General features: G+C 64.1%; 17 protein-coding genes. 11 read left to right on the top strand and 6 right to left on the bottom strand.

All coding sequences use genetic code 11. The annotated features are described in order from the left end of the window. The first annotated feature begins 68 nt into the window (after positions 1 to 68). Complete coding sequence (gene tfrA, locus QZ650_RS11040) at positions 69 to 1,700, top strand: fumarate reductase (CoM/CoB) subunit TfrA (protein ID WP_292519110.1); 1,632 nt, start codon at positions 69 to 71, stop codon at positions 1,698 to 1,700. Further along, the gene (gene tfrB, locus QZ650_RS11035; RefSeq protein WP_292519112.1) at positions 1,697 to 3,160 is read left to right on the top strand and encodes a fumarate reductase (CoM/CoB) subunit TfrB; all 1,464 of its coding nucleotides are present in this window, start codon (positions 1,697 to 1,699) and stop codon (positions 3,158 to 3,160) included. Before tfrA ends, tfrB begins: the two co-directional genes overlap by 4 nt. 83 nt (positions 3,161 to 3,243) lie before the next feature. Here the strand turns inward: tfrB and QZ650_RS11030 are convergent, their stop codons facing one another. The 5 genes from QZ650_RS11030 to QZ650_RS11010 form a co-directional block, all read right to left on the bottom strand. Then, on the bottom strand, positions 3,244 to 3,846 hold the full coding sequence (locus QZ650_RS11030) for a CDP-alcohol phosphatidyltransferase family protein (protein WP_292519114.1): 603 nt from the start codon (positions 3,844 to 3,846) through the stop codon (positions 3,244 to 3,246). Between the two features lie 340 nt (positions 3,847 to 4,186). Then, positions 4,187 to 5,038 (bottom strand): arsenite methyltransferase, encoded by an 852-nt coding sequence (locus tag QZ650_RS11025; protein ID WP_292519116.1) that lies wholly within the window; start codon positions 5,036 to 5,038, stop codon positions 4,187 to 4,189. A gap of 15 nt (positions 5,039 to 5,053) precedes the next feature. Beyond that, the gene (gene hgcC, locus QZ650_RS11020; RefSeq protein ID WP_292519356.1) at positions 5,054 to 5,335 is read right to left on the bottom strand and encodes an HgcAB-associated protein HgcC; all 282 of its coding nucleotides are present in this window, start codon (positions 5,333 to 5,335) and stop codon (positions 5,054 to 5,056) included. A 365-nt stretch (positions 5,336 to 5,700) separates the two neighbouring features. Further along, the gene (locus tag QZ650_RS11015) at positions 5,701 to 6,885 is read right to left on the bottom strand and encodes an FAD-dependent oxidoreductase (RefSeq protein ID WP_292519118.1); all 1,185 of its coding nucleotides are present in this window, start codon (positions 6,883 to 6,885) and stop codon (positions 5,701 to 5,703) included. Positions 6,886 to 6,954: 69 nt separating this feature from the next. Further along, on the bottom strand, positions 6,955 to 7,455 hold the full coding sequence (locus QZ650_RS11010; RefSeq protein WP_292519120.1) for a rubrerythrin family protein: 501 nt from the start codon (positions 7,453 to 7,455) through the stop codon (positions 6,955 to 6,957). 86 nt (positions 7,456 to 7,541) lie between these two features. Here QZ650_RS11010 and QZ650_RS11005 point away from each other — a divergent pair, with 86 nt between their 5' ends. Then, positions 7,542 to 8,408, top strand: a complete 867-nt coding sequence (locus QZ650_RS11005; RefSeq protein ID WP_292519122.1) for a cation diffusion facilitator family transporter — start codon at positions 7,542 to 7,544, stop codon at positions 8,406 to 8,408. Here QZ650_RS11005 and QZ650_RS11000 read toward each other — a convergent pair. Further along, on the bottom strand, positions 8,400 to 9,008 hold the full coding sequence (locus QZ650_RS11000) for a flavodoxin family protein (protein WP_292519124.1): 609 nt from the start codon (positions 9,006 to 9,008) through the stop codon (positions 8,400 to 8,402). The genes QZ650_RS11005 and QZ650_RS11000 overlap by 9 nt on opposite strands. Before the next feature lie 99 nt (positions 9,009 to 9,107). Between QZ650_RS11000 and QZ650_RS10995 the strand changes: the two genes are divergently transcribed. The 8 genes from QZ650_RS10995 to QZ650_RS10960 all read left to right on the top strand — a co-directional run bounded on the left by QZ650_RS10995 (position 9,108) and on the right by QZ650_RS10960 (position 14,292). Then, positions 9,108 to 9,350 carry a hypothetical protein gene (locus tag QZ650_RS10995; RefSeq protein WP_067077929.1) on the top strand — a complete coding sequence of 81 codons (243 nt, stop codon included), beginning with the start codon at positions 9,108 to 9,110 and terminating at the stop codon, positions 9,348 to 9,350. A gap of 10 nt (positions 9,351 to 9,360) precedes the next feature. After that, the gene (locus QZ650_RS10990) at positions 9,361 to 9,486 is read left to right on the top strand and encodes a desulfoferrodoxin FeS4 iron-binding domain-containing protein (protein WP_011843020.1); all 126 of its coding nucleotides are present in this window, start codon (positions 9,361 to 9,363) and stop codon (positions 9,484 to 9,486) included. Between the two features lie 5 nt (positions 9,487 to 9,491). Then, positions 9,492 to 9,842: a carboxymuconolactone decarboxylase family protein gene (locus QZ650_RS10985; protein ID WP_011843019.1), complete on the top strand. Its 351-nt coding sequence runs from the start codon at positions 9,492 to 9,494 to the stop codon at positions 9,840 to 9,842. Positions 9,843 to 9,845: 3 nt separating this feature from the next. Beyond that, positions 9,846 to 10,490: a peroxiredoxin gene (locus tag QZ650_RS10980; protein ID WP_292519129.1), complete on the top strand. Its 645-nt coding sequence runs from the start codon at positions 9,846 to 9,848 to the stop codon at positions 10,488 to 10,490. A gap of 200 nt (positions 10,491 to 10,690) precedes the next feature. After that, the gene (locus QZ650_RS10975) at positions 10,691 to 11,521 is read left to right on the top strand and encodes a universal stress protein (protein ID WP_292519130.1); all 831 of its coding nucleotides are present in this window, start codon (positions 10,691 to 10,693) and stop codon (positions 11,519 to 11,521) included. Next, positions 11,511 to 13,007: a BCCT family transporter gene (locus QZ650_RS10970; protein ID WP_292519132.1), complete on the top strand. Its 1,497-nt coding sequence runs from the start codon at positions 11,511 to 11,513 to the stop codon at positions 13,005 to 13,007. The genes QZ650_RS10975 and QZ650_RS10970 overlap by 11 nt, the downstream gene beginning before the upstream one ends. Positions 13,008 to 13,057: 50 nt before the next feature. Continuing rightward, positions 13,058 to 13,669: an NAD(P)H-dependent oxidoreductase gene (locus tag QZ650_RS10965; protein ID WP_292519134.1), complete on the top strand. Its 612-nt coding sequence runs from the start codon at positions 13,058 to 13,060 to the stop codon at positions 13,667 to 13,669. Next, positions 13,666 to 14,292 (top strand): flavodoxin family protein, encoded by a 627-nt coding sequence (locus tag QZ650_RS10960; RefSeq protein WP_292519136.1) that lies wholly within the window; start codon positions 13,666 to 13,668, stop codon positions 14,290 to 14,292. The genes QZ650_RS10965 and QZ650_RS10960 overlap by 4 nt, the downstream gene beginning before the upstream one ends. The last annotated feature ends 81 nt before the right edge of the window (positions 14,293 to 14,373 follow it).

Genomic DNA, 14,373 nt, shown 5'->3' with positions numbered 1-14,373 from the left:
AGCCTCATTCTGGCTCACTTGTCCCCTGCAATTACTTTATGGTATTATACAACGCACCGACTAATAAGATGCTTGTAGACGAGATTGTGGACGCGCACGTGCTGGTTATTGGAAGCGGCGGCGCCGGGGTGCGGGCTGCCATCGAGGCCTCCCGGTACGGCGGCGTGGTCCTGGTCTCCAAGACCATCGCCGGCAAGGGCGGGTGCACGACGATGGCGGAAGGCGGGTTCAACGCCGTCCTGCGCGACGAGGACTCGATCCAGGTCCACCGCGAGGACACGCTCTCGGGCGGAGCCTACTTGAACGACCCCGCACTCGTTGACGCCCTTGTCCGCGAGGCCCCCGAGCGGATGGCGGACCTCGTCCGGTGGGGTGCGGTCTTCGACGTCACGGACGATCGAATGGTCGCGCAGCGCCCGTTCGGGGGGCAGCGGTTCCCCCGGACCTGCTACGCCGGTGACCGGACGGGCCACGAGATCATCATGACCCTCCTCGACCGTCTCGACGCAACGGATACGCAGCTCTACCAGGAGGTCTCGGTCCTCGATCTCGCGAAAGACGAGGACGGTGCGGTGTCCGGCGCGATCGCTCTCGACCGGGACGGGAACCCCATCCTCTTCCGGGCCGACGCCACGGTGCTTGCGACCGGGGGCGGGACGCAGGTCTACGATATATCCACGAACTCCGCCGCCGGGACCGGCGACGGGTTTGCGATGGGCTACCGGGCGGGCGCGGAGCTGATCGATATGGAGATGATCCAGTTCCACCCGACGGGGGCGGTCTATCCCTACGACGCCCGCGGCCGGCTGGTGACGGAGGCGGTCCGGGGCGAGGGAGGCATCCTCTTGAACGCGCGGCGGGAGCGGTTCATGGAGCGCTATGACCCGGCCCGGATGGAACTCTCAACACGGGACGTGGTCGCCCGGGCGATCGCGACCGAGGTGCTGGAGGGGCGCGGGACGAGCCGGGGCGGGGTCTACCTGGACGTGACCCACCTTCCGGCGGAGAAGATCGAGACCCGGCTCCCGGTGATGCTTGAGCAGTTCCTCACCTACGGCGTGGATATCCGGCGGGAGCCGATGGAGGTGGCGCCCACCGCCCACCACATTATGGGGGGGCTCCGGATCACCCCTGAGTGCCGGACGACCATCCCCGGCCTCTTTGCCTGCGGTGAGGTTGCCGGCGGTGTGCACGGCGCAAACCGTCTCGGCGGGAACGCGCTCGCCGACACGCAGGTCTTCGGGAAACGGGCCGGGGAGTTCGCCGGGAAGGCGCCGGCCCGGAGCGGCCGGGTGGACCCCGCCAGGATCGACGGGGTGCTCCGGATGCTGGACGGTTTCTCTGAAGGCGATACAAGCCCCGCAGATGTCAGGAGAGACCTGAAACTCACGATGTGGAACCGGGCCGGGATCTTCCGCAACGCCCCCGACCTCTCGGCGGCGCTCGGGGATATCCGCGAGCTCGCCGACCGGCGGCTCTGCGCGGCCTCGGCCACGAACCTCCTTGACTGCTGCACGGTCCGGAACATGTGCACCACGGCATCCCTGATCGTCCGGTGCGCCCTCCTCCGGCCCGAGAACCGGGGGGCCCACGTCCGGCGGGACGCCAGCGTCACGACGGAGCCGGCAACGTCGCCCTTCGGCCACACCTACATATCGCTTGCGCACGCCGGGATCGAGCAGCGGGAGGTCGCGGCATGAAGACGATCACGCTCAGGATCTCGCGCTTCGACCCGGCCGCGGACGCGGAGCCGCACATCGAGGAGTATACGGTCCGGGTGAACGAGGGTGCCCGGGTGCTCCACGCCCTCCACGCAGTCCGCGACGAGCACGACCCGACGCTCGCCTACCGCTACTGCTGCGGGTCCGGGCAGTGCGGGAGCTGCGCCGTCCGGGTGGACGGGACGCCCGTCCTCGCCTGCATGGCGGAGGCCCGGGATGGGATGATGATCGAGCCGCTCGACCTCCCGATCCTGAAGGATCTGACGGTCGATATGGAGCCGGTGATCGCAAAGATTGCCCGGATATGCCCGGCCCCGGACGCGGCGCTCCCGGCCCGGGAGGAGATCGCGGCGATCAAGCCCCTCCGGGACTGCATCGAGTGCCTCTGCTGCGTCTCGGCCTGCCCGGCGCTCCAGGTGACGGAGTTCGCCGGGCCGACGGTGCTCCGGCAGGAGATGCGCCTCGCCCTCGACCCCCGCGACTCCGGTGATCGAATCACCGACGCGATCGAGAAGGGGCTCTTCTACTGCACGACCTGCAAGCGCTGTGTGGAGGTCTGCCCGAAAGAGATCGACGTCCCGGGGAAAGCCATCGAGAAACTCCGTGAGGTCGCGAACCGCCGGGGGCTGACCCTTCCCCGCCACCAGGAGGTGGCCCGGCTGGTCCAGGAGACGGGCCGGAGCGTCGAGCGGACAAAGACGACCTTCCTCGAAGAGGTGCCGGAGGTGATCGAGCCCGACGGCCCCGTCCGCGGGGAGGTCGGGTTCTTCGTCGGGTGCATGTTCAACGGCCGGGTGCCGCAGACGGCGCTCGATGCGATGGAGGTCATGAAGCGCAACGGGATCCGGGTGATCGTCCCCCACGACCAGGTCTGCTGCGGCTCGCCGCTGATCCGGACGGGGCAGACGTCGCATGTCGAGGACCTGAAGCGAAAGAACATCGAGGCCTTCGCCCGCCGGGGGATCACGACCGTGATGACGATCTGCGCCGGGTGCGGGGCGACGCTGAAGAACGACTACGAGACGCCGTTCGAGGTCAAAGACGTCACGGAGATCCTGACCGGGTACGGGATCGAGCCCCCGGCAAAGCTCGATCTCACGGCGACCTACCACGACCCCTGCCACCTCCTCCGGGGCCAGGGGATCCGCGAGCAGCCGCGGGCACTCCTTCGCGAGGCCGTCCGGGAGTTCGTCGAGATGCCCTCGCAGTGCTGCGGCGCCGGCGGCGGCGTCCGGTCGGGGGTTCCGGAGGAGGCCAAAGCCCTCGGAGCGAAACGCGACGAGTGCGTGAAGGCGACCGGCCCGGACGTGGTGGTGACGGTCTGCCCGTTCTGCGAGTTCCATATCGCGGATTGTACGGATGTGCCCGTCAAGAACCTGGTGACGGTCCTGCTTGAGGGGTATAAGAAGAAGGACGCGGAGCAGAAGGGTTCTTCATAAACCCCAAATTACTCTTTTTAAAGCATTTAACACAACTCCCGGGATGCGTACTCCGGGGCTACCGGACCGCCAGTACAACTGAATCACGGTGACCGAGGAGGCCGTGACGCAAAAATCGTAGCCCCCCGGACAGAGAGGAGCCTTCGCACCGCCGTGATGTTCGTCGCGACCGCGAGGATGACGAGCGCCGGGAGCATGAACCCGGTGAGCAGCCCGGCGATGATGACCGCGATCCGCTCCGGCCGGGCGAAGAGGCCGGCCCGGCACTCGACACCGAGCCCCTCGGCCCGGGCCCGGGCGTAACTGACCATCAGCGACCCGATTGCGGCGAAAAAAGCGGCCTCGACACCCCATGACGCCCCCGTCCCCGCGTAGTGGACAACCAGTCCTCCATAGACCGCCGCCTCGGCATACCTGTCCAGGAACGAGTCGAAGAACGCTCCATAGATCGAGGCTGCGCCGGTCACCCGGGCAAGCGCCCCGTCGAGGGCGTCGAAGACGCAGGATGCGGCAACCAGGATCCCGGCAGAGAAGAACGATCCGGCGGCGCAGAGGACTCCGGCGCCTGCCATCCCGAGAAACCCGAGCAGCGTGAGGGTGTTCGGGGTCGCCCCCGTCCTGGCGATGAGGGCCGCGACTCGCGTGAGCGTCCCGTTCACCCGTCCCCGGAGGTGCTCCTCGATCATCGGCCCGTCACCCCGAAGAGAGTACCCGCGACCGTCCCCGACCGTAGCATGGCAGGGGATCGTCGCTCCCGGGAGATAAGGGTGTCTCTCCCGGGCCGGGTGATGATTAATACATTCGGCGAGGAACCGCTCAATGTCGCCGAACCCTCCCAAACCAGGTCATTGTTTGCAGGTGTTTTCCAGGGTCTTCATCGAAGAACCCGTACTCCTGCACGATATGAAACGGGTCGGCACAGGCATGGGTCCCGCCACCCGCCCAACCCTTCCCGGATACTGCAGCGGATCATGCAGGCCCGCGGAAGGGAGCGTAACTCCCCGGATCGCAAAAATAGGGAAGAGCCTAGCACGTCCCGCCGCAGCCGCAGGTGCAACCCGCCGGTTTCCTGGCGCTGACCCTGATGCTCACAATACTCTCGCGAAGCGATCTTCGCTCTTCCTCATCGAGGTAGACACCCTTAAGGAGCCCGGCAAGCTCCGGCTCGCTCACGATATGCTCGAGCGGGAAGACCGTCTCCCCCTGGACCGTGACCCCCGTAAAGCCTGCACTGGCGATATGGCCGAGGTACTCGGTCTTCGCCAGTGCTCCCGCAACGCAGCTGTTGTAGAGGAGCGCCGAATCGCGGAGGGGTGCCGGAAGGGGCGCCGCGAGAACGATGTCGGAGACCATGAGCCGCCCTCCCGGGCGGAGGACCCGGAACGCCTCGCGAAAGACCTGCGGTTTGTCGGGGGAGAGGTTGATGACGCAGTTTGATATGACCACGTCGACCGAGTTGTCCGCCACCGGCAGGTGCTCGATCTCGCCAAGACGGAACTCCACGTTTGTGCGCCCGCCCTTCTTTGCGTTCTCCCGGGCCTTATCAAGCATATCGGGCGTCATCTCGACGCCGATGACGCGGCCCGCCGGGCCGACCCGCTCCGCCGCAAGGAAGGCGTCGAACCCCGCCCCCGAACCCAGGTCGAGGACGACGTCGCCTTCCCGGAGGGAGGCAAGGGCCACGGGGTTGCCGCACCCGAGCCCCAGGTTCGCGCCCTCCGGCACCTGCTCGAGGTCGCTCTCCGAGTAGCCGAGGTCGAGGCTGACCGACTCGACAGTCCTCCCGGTGTTGCAGCACCCGATGCCGCACCCGCATCCCCCCTGCCGGGCTATCTCTCCATAGGTGCTCCGCACCTGTTTGTGAATATCTTCCTTCATCGCGATAACTCCTGATCAGTCCGATCTTTCCCTGCCTGCGAGCTCCTCCGCCATGGGAGAGAGGAGCGCCGTCACCATACCATTGAGACAGCTCGCCTTGATCAGCGTGATGCAGCAGACGTCGCCCTCGTTCCCCCAGAAGACGACGGCAAGCCGGTCACCGGGAGCAATCCCGGCACGTTCGCGGATATCCTTCGGAAGGACCACCTGTCCTCGCGCATCGGTGCTCACGACCGCCTCAATCGTGCAGGCCCCGGAACAGGAGAGCCGCTGCTCGTCCCCCGGGGCATCTTCCATACAGCTCACGGATCAGGGTTGCCGGAGGAGGTATATTAATATTCTGAATATTCAGAATACTCCGAAGATTCAACGGGATGGGAGGTGCGCAGCCTTTCGGCGAGGGGCCGGGAGGCAGGGTTTTAGCGTGCCCTCCGGCCGCAGGGGATCCGGACTGTCCCTGCCAGGGGGGCACGGATCGCCAATCCCCTGCCTGCTTATCGGGAGAGATCCACGGCCCTGAAGGCACCAACAACGAGCAATTACCCTCGAACTCCCGGTCGAATCGCTCTGCTACACAGGTGAGGAGTTCACCGGATCGGTCGGAAGCGGCAACCTCTTCATACTCCAGGCGCCGGCCGGGGTCTCCGGATAGAGCCCCGGCCTCACACGCAGACGGCCCGCCCCTCGATCGGCCGGCCCGTGAACCGCTCGAAGTACTCATGTGCCTCGAGCGCCGCCTTCGCCCCGTCGCCGGCGGCGACGATGATCTGCTTGGCCTTGACGCAGGTCGCGTCCCCGGCCGCGAAGATCCCGGGAACGTTCGTGTGGCCGTTCTCATCGATCAGGATCTCGCCCCGCTCGTTCAACGCCACCAGGTTCCGGAGGAACCCCGTATTCGGCGCAAGCCCGATCGCGAGGAAGAGCCCCTCCACGCCGAGAGCCGTCTCCTCCCCGGTCTCGCGGTCGCGGACCGTGATCCCGGTCAGGCCCGCGTCCCCGTGGAGCGCCGTCACCTCGTGGTGGGAGAAGGTCTGCACCCCCGCCTCCTTTGCCCGTTCGAGGTAGACCTCGTCGCACCGGAGCGACCTCCGGGCAATCAGGGCCACCGAACTCGCGAACTTCGTCATCTCGATCGCGGTCTGGAGCGCCGCGTTTCCGCCGCCGACGACCGCAACCGGTTTATCGCGGTAGAGCGGGGCGTCGCAGATGGCGCAGACCGAGACACCCTTCCCCATCAGCCGGTCCTCATCGGGAAGCCCCAGCCGCCGGGGCTCCTTCCCGGAGGCGAGGATGAGGGTGCGGGAACGGTAGACGATCCCCGAGGCCGTTTTGACGAGGATGGTGTCGTCCTCTTTGCGGATCTCACCGACGCTCTCGATCTCGAGATGAACGTCGAACCCCCGGACCTGCTCCTCGAATTTCCGGACCAGTTCCTCCCCCGATATCGTCGAGAACCCCATGTAGTTCTCGATAGCCCAGCTCCAGGCCGCCTGCCCGCCGATGTTCTCCGCTATGACGACGGTCTTCATGAGTTTCCGGGCGCAGTAGACCGCCGCTGTCAGGCCTGCCGGTCCGGCGCCCACGATGACCACATCGTGGACGGTCTCCTCCGGCGGCGTCCCGAAGAGCTCCCGGAGCTTCCTGGGATCGAACCCGACGACCACCTCATCCCCAAAGACCGTGACCGGCACACCCCGCTGCCCCGAGATCTCGATCATCTCCCGGGCCGCCTCGCGGTCCTTCCCGACATCGACGAGTTCGTACTCGACGTCGTTCTTCCTGAGAAACGCCTGAACCATCCGGCAGTAGGGGCAGTTCTCCGTCGTGTAGACCTTAACGCCTGCCATGAAAGGGGATATCTCAGGGACAGTATTTAACATAGAGGGGTGCCGCGGCACCGGCCCGGAAAAAAGATGTTACTGGATCTCGCGGAACATCCGATCCGGGACTCCGCAGATCGGGCATTTCTCGGGGGGCTTCCCGATCTCGATGTTGCCGCAGACCGGGCAGAGGTAGACCTTCTCTGCGTCGAGATCCTTTCCTTCGCGGACGGACTCGAGCGCCTGGAGGTAGAGGTTCGCGTGCACCTCCTCGGCCTTCATCGCGTGGGTGAAGACGATTGCAGCCTCGTTTTTGCGCTCCGACTTAGCCTCCGCGACGAAGGGGGGATACATCTCCATGAACTCGTAGTTTTCACCCTCCATCGCGCCCTTCAGGTTCTCTTCGGTGCTCCCGACGGCGTTCAGGAGGAAGAGGAGGCGCTTCGCATGGATGGCCTCCGCCTCGCTTGCCGCACGGAACAGTTTCCCAACCGCCGGATAACCCTCGGCGACCGCTTTCTCTGCAAAGACTGAGTACTTCCTGTTCGCCTGGGACTCCCCGGCGTACGCATTCTGAGCGTTCTCATCTGTCGGCATGGATGGATCATTGCAGGACGCTCGTATTAAATCTTTCACCTTCATCTCCGGAAACCCTATGTCGCCGGAGCACCTACCCCGGGCGGATGCATGGCAAACGGGTGCGCCGGATCTTTCTCATCGTCCTTGCCCTGAACCTCTTCGTCGCACTCGCCAAAGTGGTCTTCGGCCTCCTTGCCGGGTCGGTGAGCATGGTGGCGGACGCGTTCCATTCGGGGTTCGACTCCCTCTCGAACGTCGTCGGCATAGTCGCCCTCTACTTTGCCGGAAAACCCCCCGACCCCGAGCACCCCTACGGCCACGGCAAGATCGAGACCCTCGGGACCCTGGTCATCGGGGCGATGCTCCTCCTGACCGCCGCCGGGATCCTCTACGAGGGCTATCAGCGGCTCGTCGAAGCCGTCGCCCCCGAGATCACCGCGGTCACCGTCGGGGTCATGGTCGGAACTGTCCTCATCAATCTCGCCGTCTCCACCTACGAACGCCGAAAAGGCGAGGAGTACCGGAGCCAGATCCTGGTCGCCGACTCCCAGCACACAAAAAGCGACGTCTTCGTCTCGATCGCCGTCCTCGCGGGATTTCTCGCCGTCGGGCTCGGGTTCCCAGAGGCCGACCCGGTCATCGCGTTCGCCATCGGTCTCCTCATCGCGAGGATGGGGGTCGGGGTCCTCTACGACGCCGCCCGGGTTCTCACCGACACGATGAAACTCCCCTGCGACCCGGCGCTCATCGAAGCGGTGGTGATGGATACTCCGGGGGTGACCGGGTACCACGACTTCCGGTGCCGGGGAAAACCGGACGAGATCCTTGCCGACATCCACATCACCGTCGATCCGGCACTCCCGGTCGCCCGGGCGCACGATATCTCCGACGAGGTGGAACGCCGGCTCAAGGAAGCGGTGCCGGGGCTCGCCGATGTCGTCGTCCACATCGAGCCCGACAGCTCACAGTGAGGGATTCTCGCCGGCAAGGAGATGCCCGAGTTCGTAGCCCTTCTTGTGGGCCGCCTCCACCACCTCCGGCCGCGTCCGGATGTCCCGGATCGTGTCCATGTCGTTTTGGAGCACCTCGTCCCAGTAAGGGCAGTCGATGATCTCCCCGAACGCCCGGGCGGTCATCTTCACGCCGAGAAATACGTTCGGGATGTTCATCCCGGCGATCGAGATGAAGAGCATCTTTCGCTTCTTCCGCCTCTCGGGAGTGATGAACGAGCGCCCCCGGTGGTATTTTGCCATGTAAAAGACCTGGAACCGGTCCATGAACGATTTGAGCCGTCCGGGGATGCCCATCGTCATCACCGGGGTGGCGATGATCAGGCCGTCCAGTTCCCGGAACTTCTTAAAGATCTCCTCCATCTCGTCCTGGATAAGACAGGTATCGCTTTCCATGCACTGGAAGAACTCCATGCAGGGCAGAACGTCCATGTGTGCGACCTCGAACTTCTCGACCTCGCACCCGGCCTCCTCTGCACCCCTGATAGCCTCGTCGAGGAGACGGGCGGTGTTCCCATCGAGAACGGGGCTCCCGAGCAGCGCGACAACCTTCTTTTGCATGGTGCTGGGTTGCGCATGACTCTATTAATAGGATACGGGTATGCCCGGAGGGGAACGGCTAAATATCTTGTGAGGCAATTACCGCTCTGGTGAATTTCTATGGCCGAACCAGAGACCAACAAGACAGCGAAAGCCGGTGAGAAGCCGGGCCCGGGCCGGTTCATCTGCATCGACTGTGGACGGGAGGTCCGGATCGACAGCAGCGATGAAGATCTCGTCAAATGCCCGACCTGCGCCTGCGAGATGTACAACTGCCTCCCGATGACGCACATCAGGCCGGACATCAAGACGCCCGAAGACGTCCTGAATCCTCCCGAGAGAAAGAAACCGGAGAACCGTTGAGGTGAGAAGAATGGTGAACGTATCGGCAAAAGGGCAGGTCTACCACTGCGAGATCTGCGGAAACGTTGTCCAGGTGCTGGAAGCCGGCGGCGGCGAACTGGTCTGCTGCGGCGAGGCGATGGTGCTCGAGGAGTGATCGGTATGGAAGAGAAGAGACTCGAAGAGAAGATCGGCAAAATTCCCGTAATCTTCAAGGAACTCAAAGAGACCGACCCCGACCTCTACGCGAGCGTCATGGGGCTCGACCAGATGATCTGGGCCGACGGCGCTCTCTCGAAGCAGACGAAGAAGGTCATCGCGATCGCGATTGCGGCCGCGCTCCGGGACGGGCACGCCGTCCGGGCGCAGATGGCCGGTGCCGGGAGCATCGGCGTATCGAAGGAGGAGATCGAGGAAGGGCTCAGGGTCGCGTTCCTGCTCGCGGGGATGCCGGCCTACGTCCACGGCAAGACCGCCCTCGAGGAGTACCTGGGCAACCGCCCGAGGAAGTGAATCATGGAACCCGAAGAACTGCTTCAGATGCCGGTTATCGGCGAGAAAGCGCCGGAATTCGACGTGCTGACAACCCACGGACGCCTGAAACTCTCGGATCTCAAGGGGAAGTGGGTCATCCTCTTCTCCCACCCGGCCGACTTCACGCCGGTCTGCACCACGGAGTTCATGGCCTTCGCCGCGATCGCCGACGAACTCAAGGAACTGAACGTCCAGCTCGTCGGCCTCTCGATCGACAGCGTCCACTCGCACCTTGCCTGGGTCCGGAACATCAAGGAGAAGATGGGCGTCGAGATCCCGTTCCCCATCATCGCCGACCTCGACATGAAGGTCGCCCGCCGCTACGGGATGATCCATCCCGGGCAGAGCAGCACCTCCACGATCAGGACGGTCTTCTTCATCGACGACAAAGGGATCATGCGAGCCATGCTCTACTACCCGATGTCCAACGGTCGCTCGATGCCCGAGATCCTCCGGCTGACGAAGGCCCTCCAGGCCTCGGACGCGCACGGCATCGCGACGCCGGCGAACTGGCAGCCCGGGGAGAAGGTGATCGTCCCGGCGCCAAAGACCCCCGAAGAGATCGAGAAACGGATGCAGGAAGGCTACGAGTGCAAGGACTGGTACCTCTGCTTCAAGAAGATCTAAAACCTCTTTTTCCCGACGGCAAAACAACCGCTCCAACTTCTCGCACGCGGCAAAATACAGAATATCCGAAGACGTCGTGAGCCGACCCCGCCGGACGGGGCCGGGATCGACTTCGGTGCATTAATGGTGCCGAAACCCCGACATAACCCGTATTCAGGGTTTGCCGGGCGGCGACCCGGTATTCTTGAGGTGTCCAGTGGATGTTAGAGAAGACGCTGATTCCGGTCGCCTACAAAGAAAGGCCTGAAGAGTTGAGGAAGGTCGGAAGGATGCTCAAAACTCTCGGGGCGAACTCCGTCTGCCTCTACCACGTGAACGAACCCGGCTCGTTCTTCAGGGGAGCCGACCTCTCATGGCTCACGCTTCTATCAGAGGCGCTCGAAGAGGCGGGACTCATCGTGGAGGTAAAGACCGGGGAAGGCCACATCGCCTCGGCGATCGCGGAGGCGGCCCTCCTTGAGGGAGCCGACGGCATCTACATGAAGGCGAAGCGGCGGTGGCACATCGAGACGATGCTCCTTGGAAGCGTCTCGCGGGATCTCCTCCGGCTCGCCGACGTTCCCGTACTCGTCCACAAGGTCCGGCCCCGCCTGCCTGACGACGGGACGGAACCCGACCAGAGCGATCTCAACATCCTCTATGCGACCGATCTTGACGAGGCGTCCGCCCGCCCGCTCCCCTACGTGATGGAGTTCGCGGGAGCCTGGTGCCACGTCCTCCATGTCAGGGGGAGGATGGCCGACCCGCTGGCGGAACGGACCCGGCGGGAGGCCGTCGAGAGAGAACTCCACACGGTGGCCGAAGAACTCCGCCCGTACTTCGGGCGGGTCACCGTTGAAGAGCGGATCGGGGACCCCGCCGCGCAGGTGCTCCACGTCTCCGACCGGATCGAGGCCGACGTCGTCGTCCTCGGGAGAAAGAGCCCGGCGTTTCTCTCCGCCCCGATGGGGGAGACGGCGGAGCGGATCGTGACCGGGTCGAGCGCCTCGATCTTCCTCGTGCCGCAGCCGGGGAGGCGGAATGCTTCGTGAGTATATCAGGAGAGAGGCAGTCTTCCTCCTCTCCGCCGGGCTCATCCTCTTCTTCATCGGGTTCGGGGCCGCGAGGCCCGACCTCCTTGGTCCGGCCTCGTCTGCGGCTCACGCCGCGATCCTCGACCACTTCAGCTGGCTCTACCTCATATCGGTCTTCTTCTTCCTCGTCTTCGCGCTCGCAATCGCGCTCTCCCGCTACGGGACGATCAAACTCGGCTACGACGCAGAGCGCCCGCAATACGGCTTCTTCGGCTGGGTCGCGATGCTTTTTGCAGCCGGGATGGGGATCGGGCTCCTCTTCTGGGGAGTCTCTGAACCACTCGTCCACCTCCTCCAGCCGCCCCCCTTCATCGACGCCGCATCCCCCGACGCCGCGGCGTTCGCCATGCGCTACGCGTTCTTCCACTGGGGGATCCACCCCTGGGCGATCTACACGATCGTCAGCCTTTCTATTGCGTATTTCTCCTTCCGGCGCGGGATGCCCGCACTCATCAGTTCCTGCTTTTATCCCATTCTCGGCGAGCGGATCTACGGCGCAGCCGGGAAGATGGTGGATGTGCTCGCGGTCTTTGCAACGGTCTTCGGGACCGCGACATCGCTTGGGTTCGGCGCCCTCCAGATCCACAGCGGGCTCACCCACCTCTATGGAATCTCCTCCGCGATCCCGGTCACCATCGGGATCATCCTCATCGCAACGGCGCTCTTCATGGCATCCGCGATCCTCGGGGTGGAGAAAGGCGTCCAGGTCCTCTCCAAGCTCAACATCGTCCTCGCGGCGGTGCTTCTCCTCCTCATCCTCGGCCTCGGATCGGCTCCTTACGTCCTCAACGTCTTCGTCTCCACCCTCGGCGGCTACATCAACAACATCATCGATCTGAGCCTCCAGTCCTACCCGTTTGCGGGGTTCGAGTGGAGCAGGGACTGGACGGTCTTTTACTGGGCGTGGTGGATATCGTGGTCGCCGTTTGTGGGGCTCTTCATCGCCCGGATCTCCCGGGGGCGGACGATCCGCGAGTTCGTCCTGACCGTTCTCACCGTCCCGACCCTCTTCACGTTCGTCTGGTTCGCGGTCTTTGGAGGATCGGCGCTGCACCTCGAACTCGAAGAGGGAGCGAACCTCGCCGCCGTCGCAGGAGAGGACGTCTCGCTCGCCCTCTTCGCGTTCCTCGAACACTACCCCCTCGCCGGACTCCTCTCGCTCGTCGCGATCGTTCTCCTGATCGTCTTCTTCATCACGTCGGCGGACTCTGCAACCGTCGTCCTCAGTTCGCTTACATCGGGAGGGGGTCTGGTCGTCCCGAACTACAAGAAGATCATCTGGGGATTCTCCATCTCCGCAGTCGCGATCGTCCTCCTCGTCACGGGGGGCCTCTCATCCCTCCAGGTGATGGCGATCACCGCGGCGTTCCCGTTCATGCTCGTGATGATCGCCCTCTGCTGCACGCTCGCAATCGGGCTGTCGCAGGAGAAGGTGCAGGAGTGAGAGGGGAGTCCCGGCACGTTTTTTGCCTTCGCCGGGACAACACATCATATATGACCATAGACGTCCTCGCGTTCGCGGCCTCGCCCCGGCGCCACGGCAACTCCGAGACCCTCCTCGACTGGGTGCTCGCCGCGATGGAGGCCGAAGGGGCCGCGGTCGAGAAGATCGTCGTCTCCGAGGTCGATATCAGGCCCTGCCGCGGGTGCAACCTCTGTGAGACGCTCAACCGGTGCGTCCAGCACGATTACATGGACTACGTCCACGACCGGATAATTGCTGCCGACTGCATCATCCTCGCCTCGCCCATCTACTGCATGGGGCTTGCCGCGCAGGCGAAGGCGCTGGTCGACCGGGCGCAGGTCTTCCGCTCCCGGAAGTACGTCCTCCGCCTCCCGGTCGTCCCGCCGGAGCGTAAAGGTAAGCGGATGGGCATCTTTCTATCGACCGCGGGGCAAAACTGGGATTACGTCTTTGATGCGGCGATCCCGTCGGTGAAATGCCTCTTTCACGTCGTCGATATACAGAACAAAGACATCAGGTACCTGATGGTGAACGATGTCGACGAGAAGGGTGCGATCGTCCGCCACCCGACCGCGAAGGCCGACGCGGAAGCCCTGGCACGGGAGGCCGTCACGCACTTAAAGGAGGTCCTCGCGGCATGAGCGAGACCGTAAAAGTCCTCGGGATCTCCGGCAGCCCCCGGCGGCACGGGAACACCGAGACCCTCCTTGACGCCGTGCTCGAGGGCGCCCGCGAGGCGGGGGCCGATGTGGAGAAGATCGTCCTTCGGCAGCTTGACTACGGCTCGTGCCGGGGGTGCAACGCCTGCCACAGGACAGGGGTCTGCGTCATCAAAGACGATCTCACGATCGTATTCGAGAAGATAATCGCCGCCGACGTCCTCGTCGTCGCGTCCCCCATCTACTCGATGGGGATCACGGCGGAACTCAAGGGGCTGATCGACCGCGCCCAGTACTTCTGGGCGCGCAAGTTCATCTTAAAGAACCTCTACTTCACCGACGAGCACATCCGCCGCCACAAGGGGATATTCATATCGACCGCGGGACTCGGCTGGGATAACGTCTTTGACGCGGCATTTCCGGCGCTGACGGCCTTCTTCAATACGACCGGGTTTGAGTACTGGGACAATGTTATAGCAAACGACATGGACCGTTACGGGGGCATTGCAGGGCACCCCACCGCGCTCGCGGAGGCACGGGAGAAGGGGCGGCGCGTGGTCGACCTCATCCAGAAGATGCCGAAATCGGAAGAAGATACAACCTGATTATCTGAATATGATCCCATTTGAGCCCCTGCGGCACAAATAAACACTATTTTTTCGTCAGCCCATAACCGAAATCCTTAA

It is taken from the genome of Methanoculleus sp. (assembly GCF_020696975.1).
GTDB lineage: Archaea > Halobacteriota > Methanomicrobia > Methanomicrobiales > Methanoculleaceae > Methanoculleus.
Note: the sequence above shows the minus strand (reverse complement) of the source record. Positions and strands in the feature narration are given on the sequence as shown.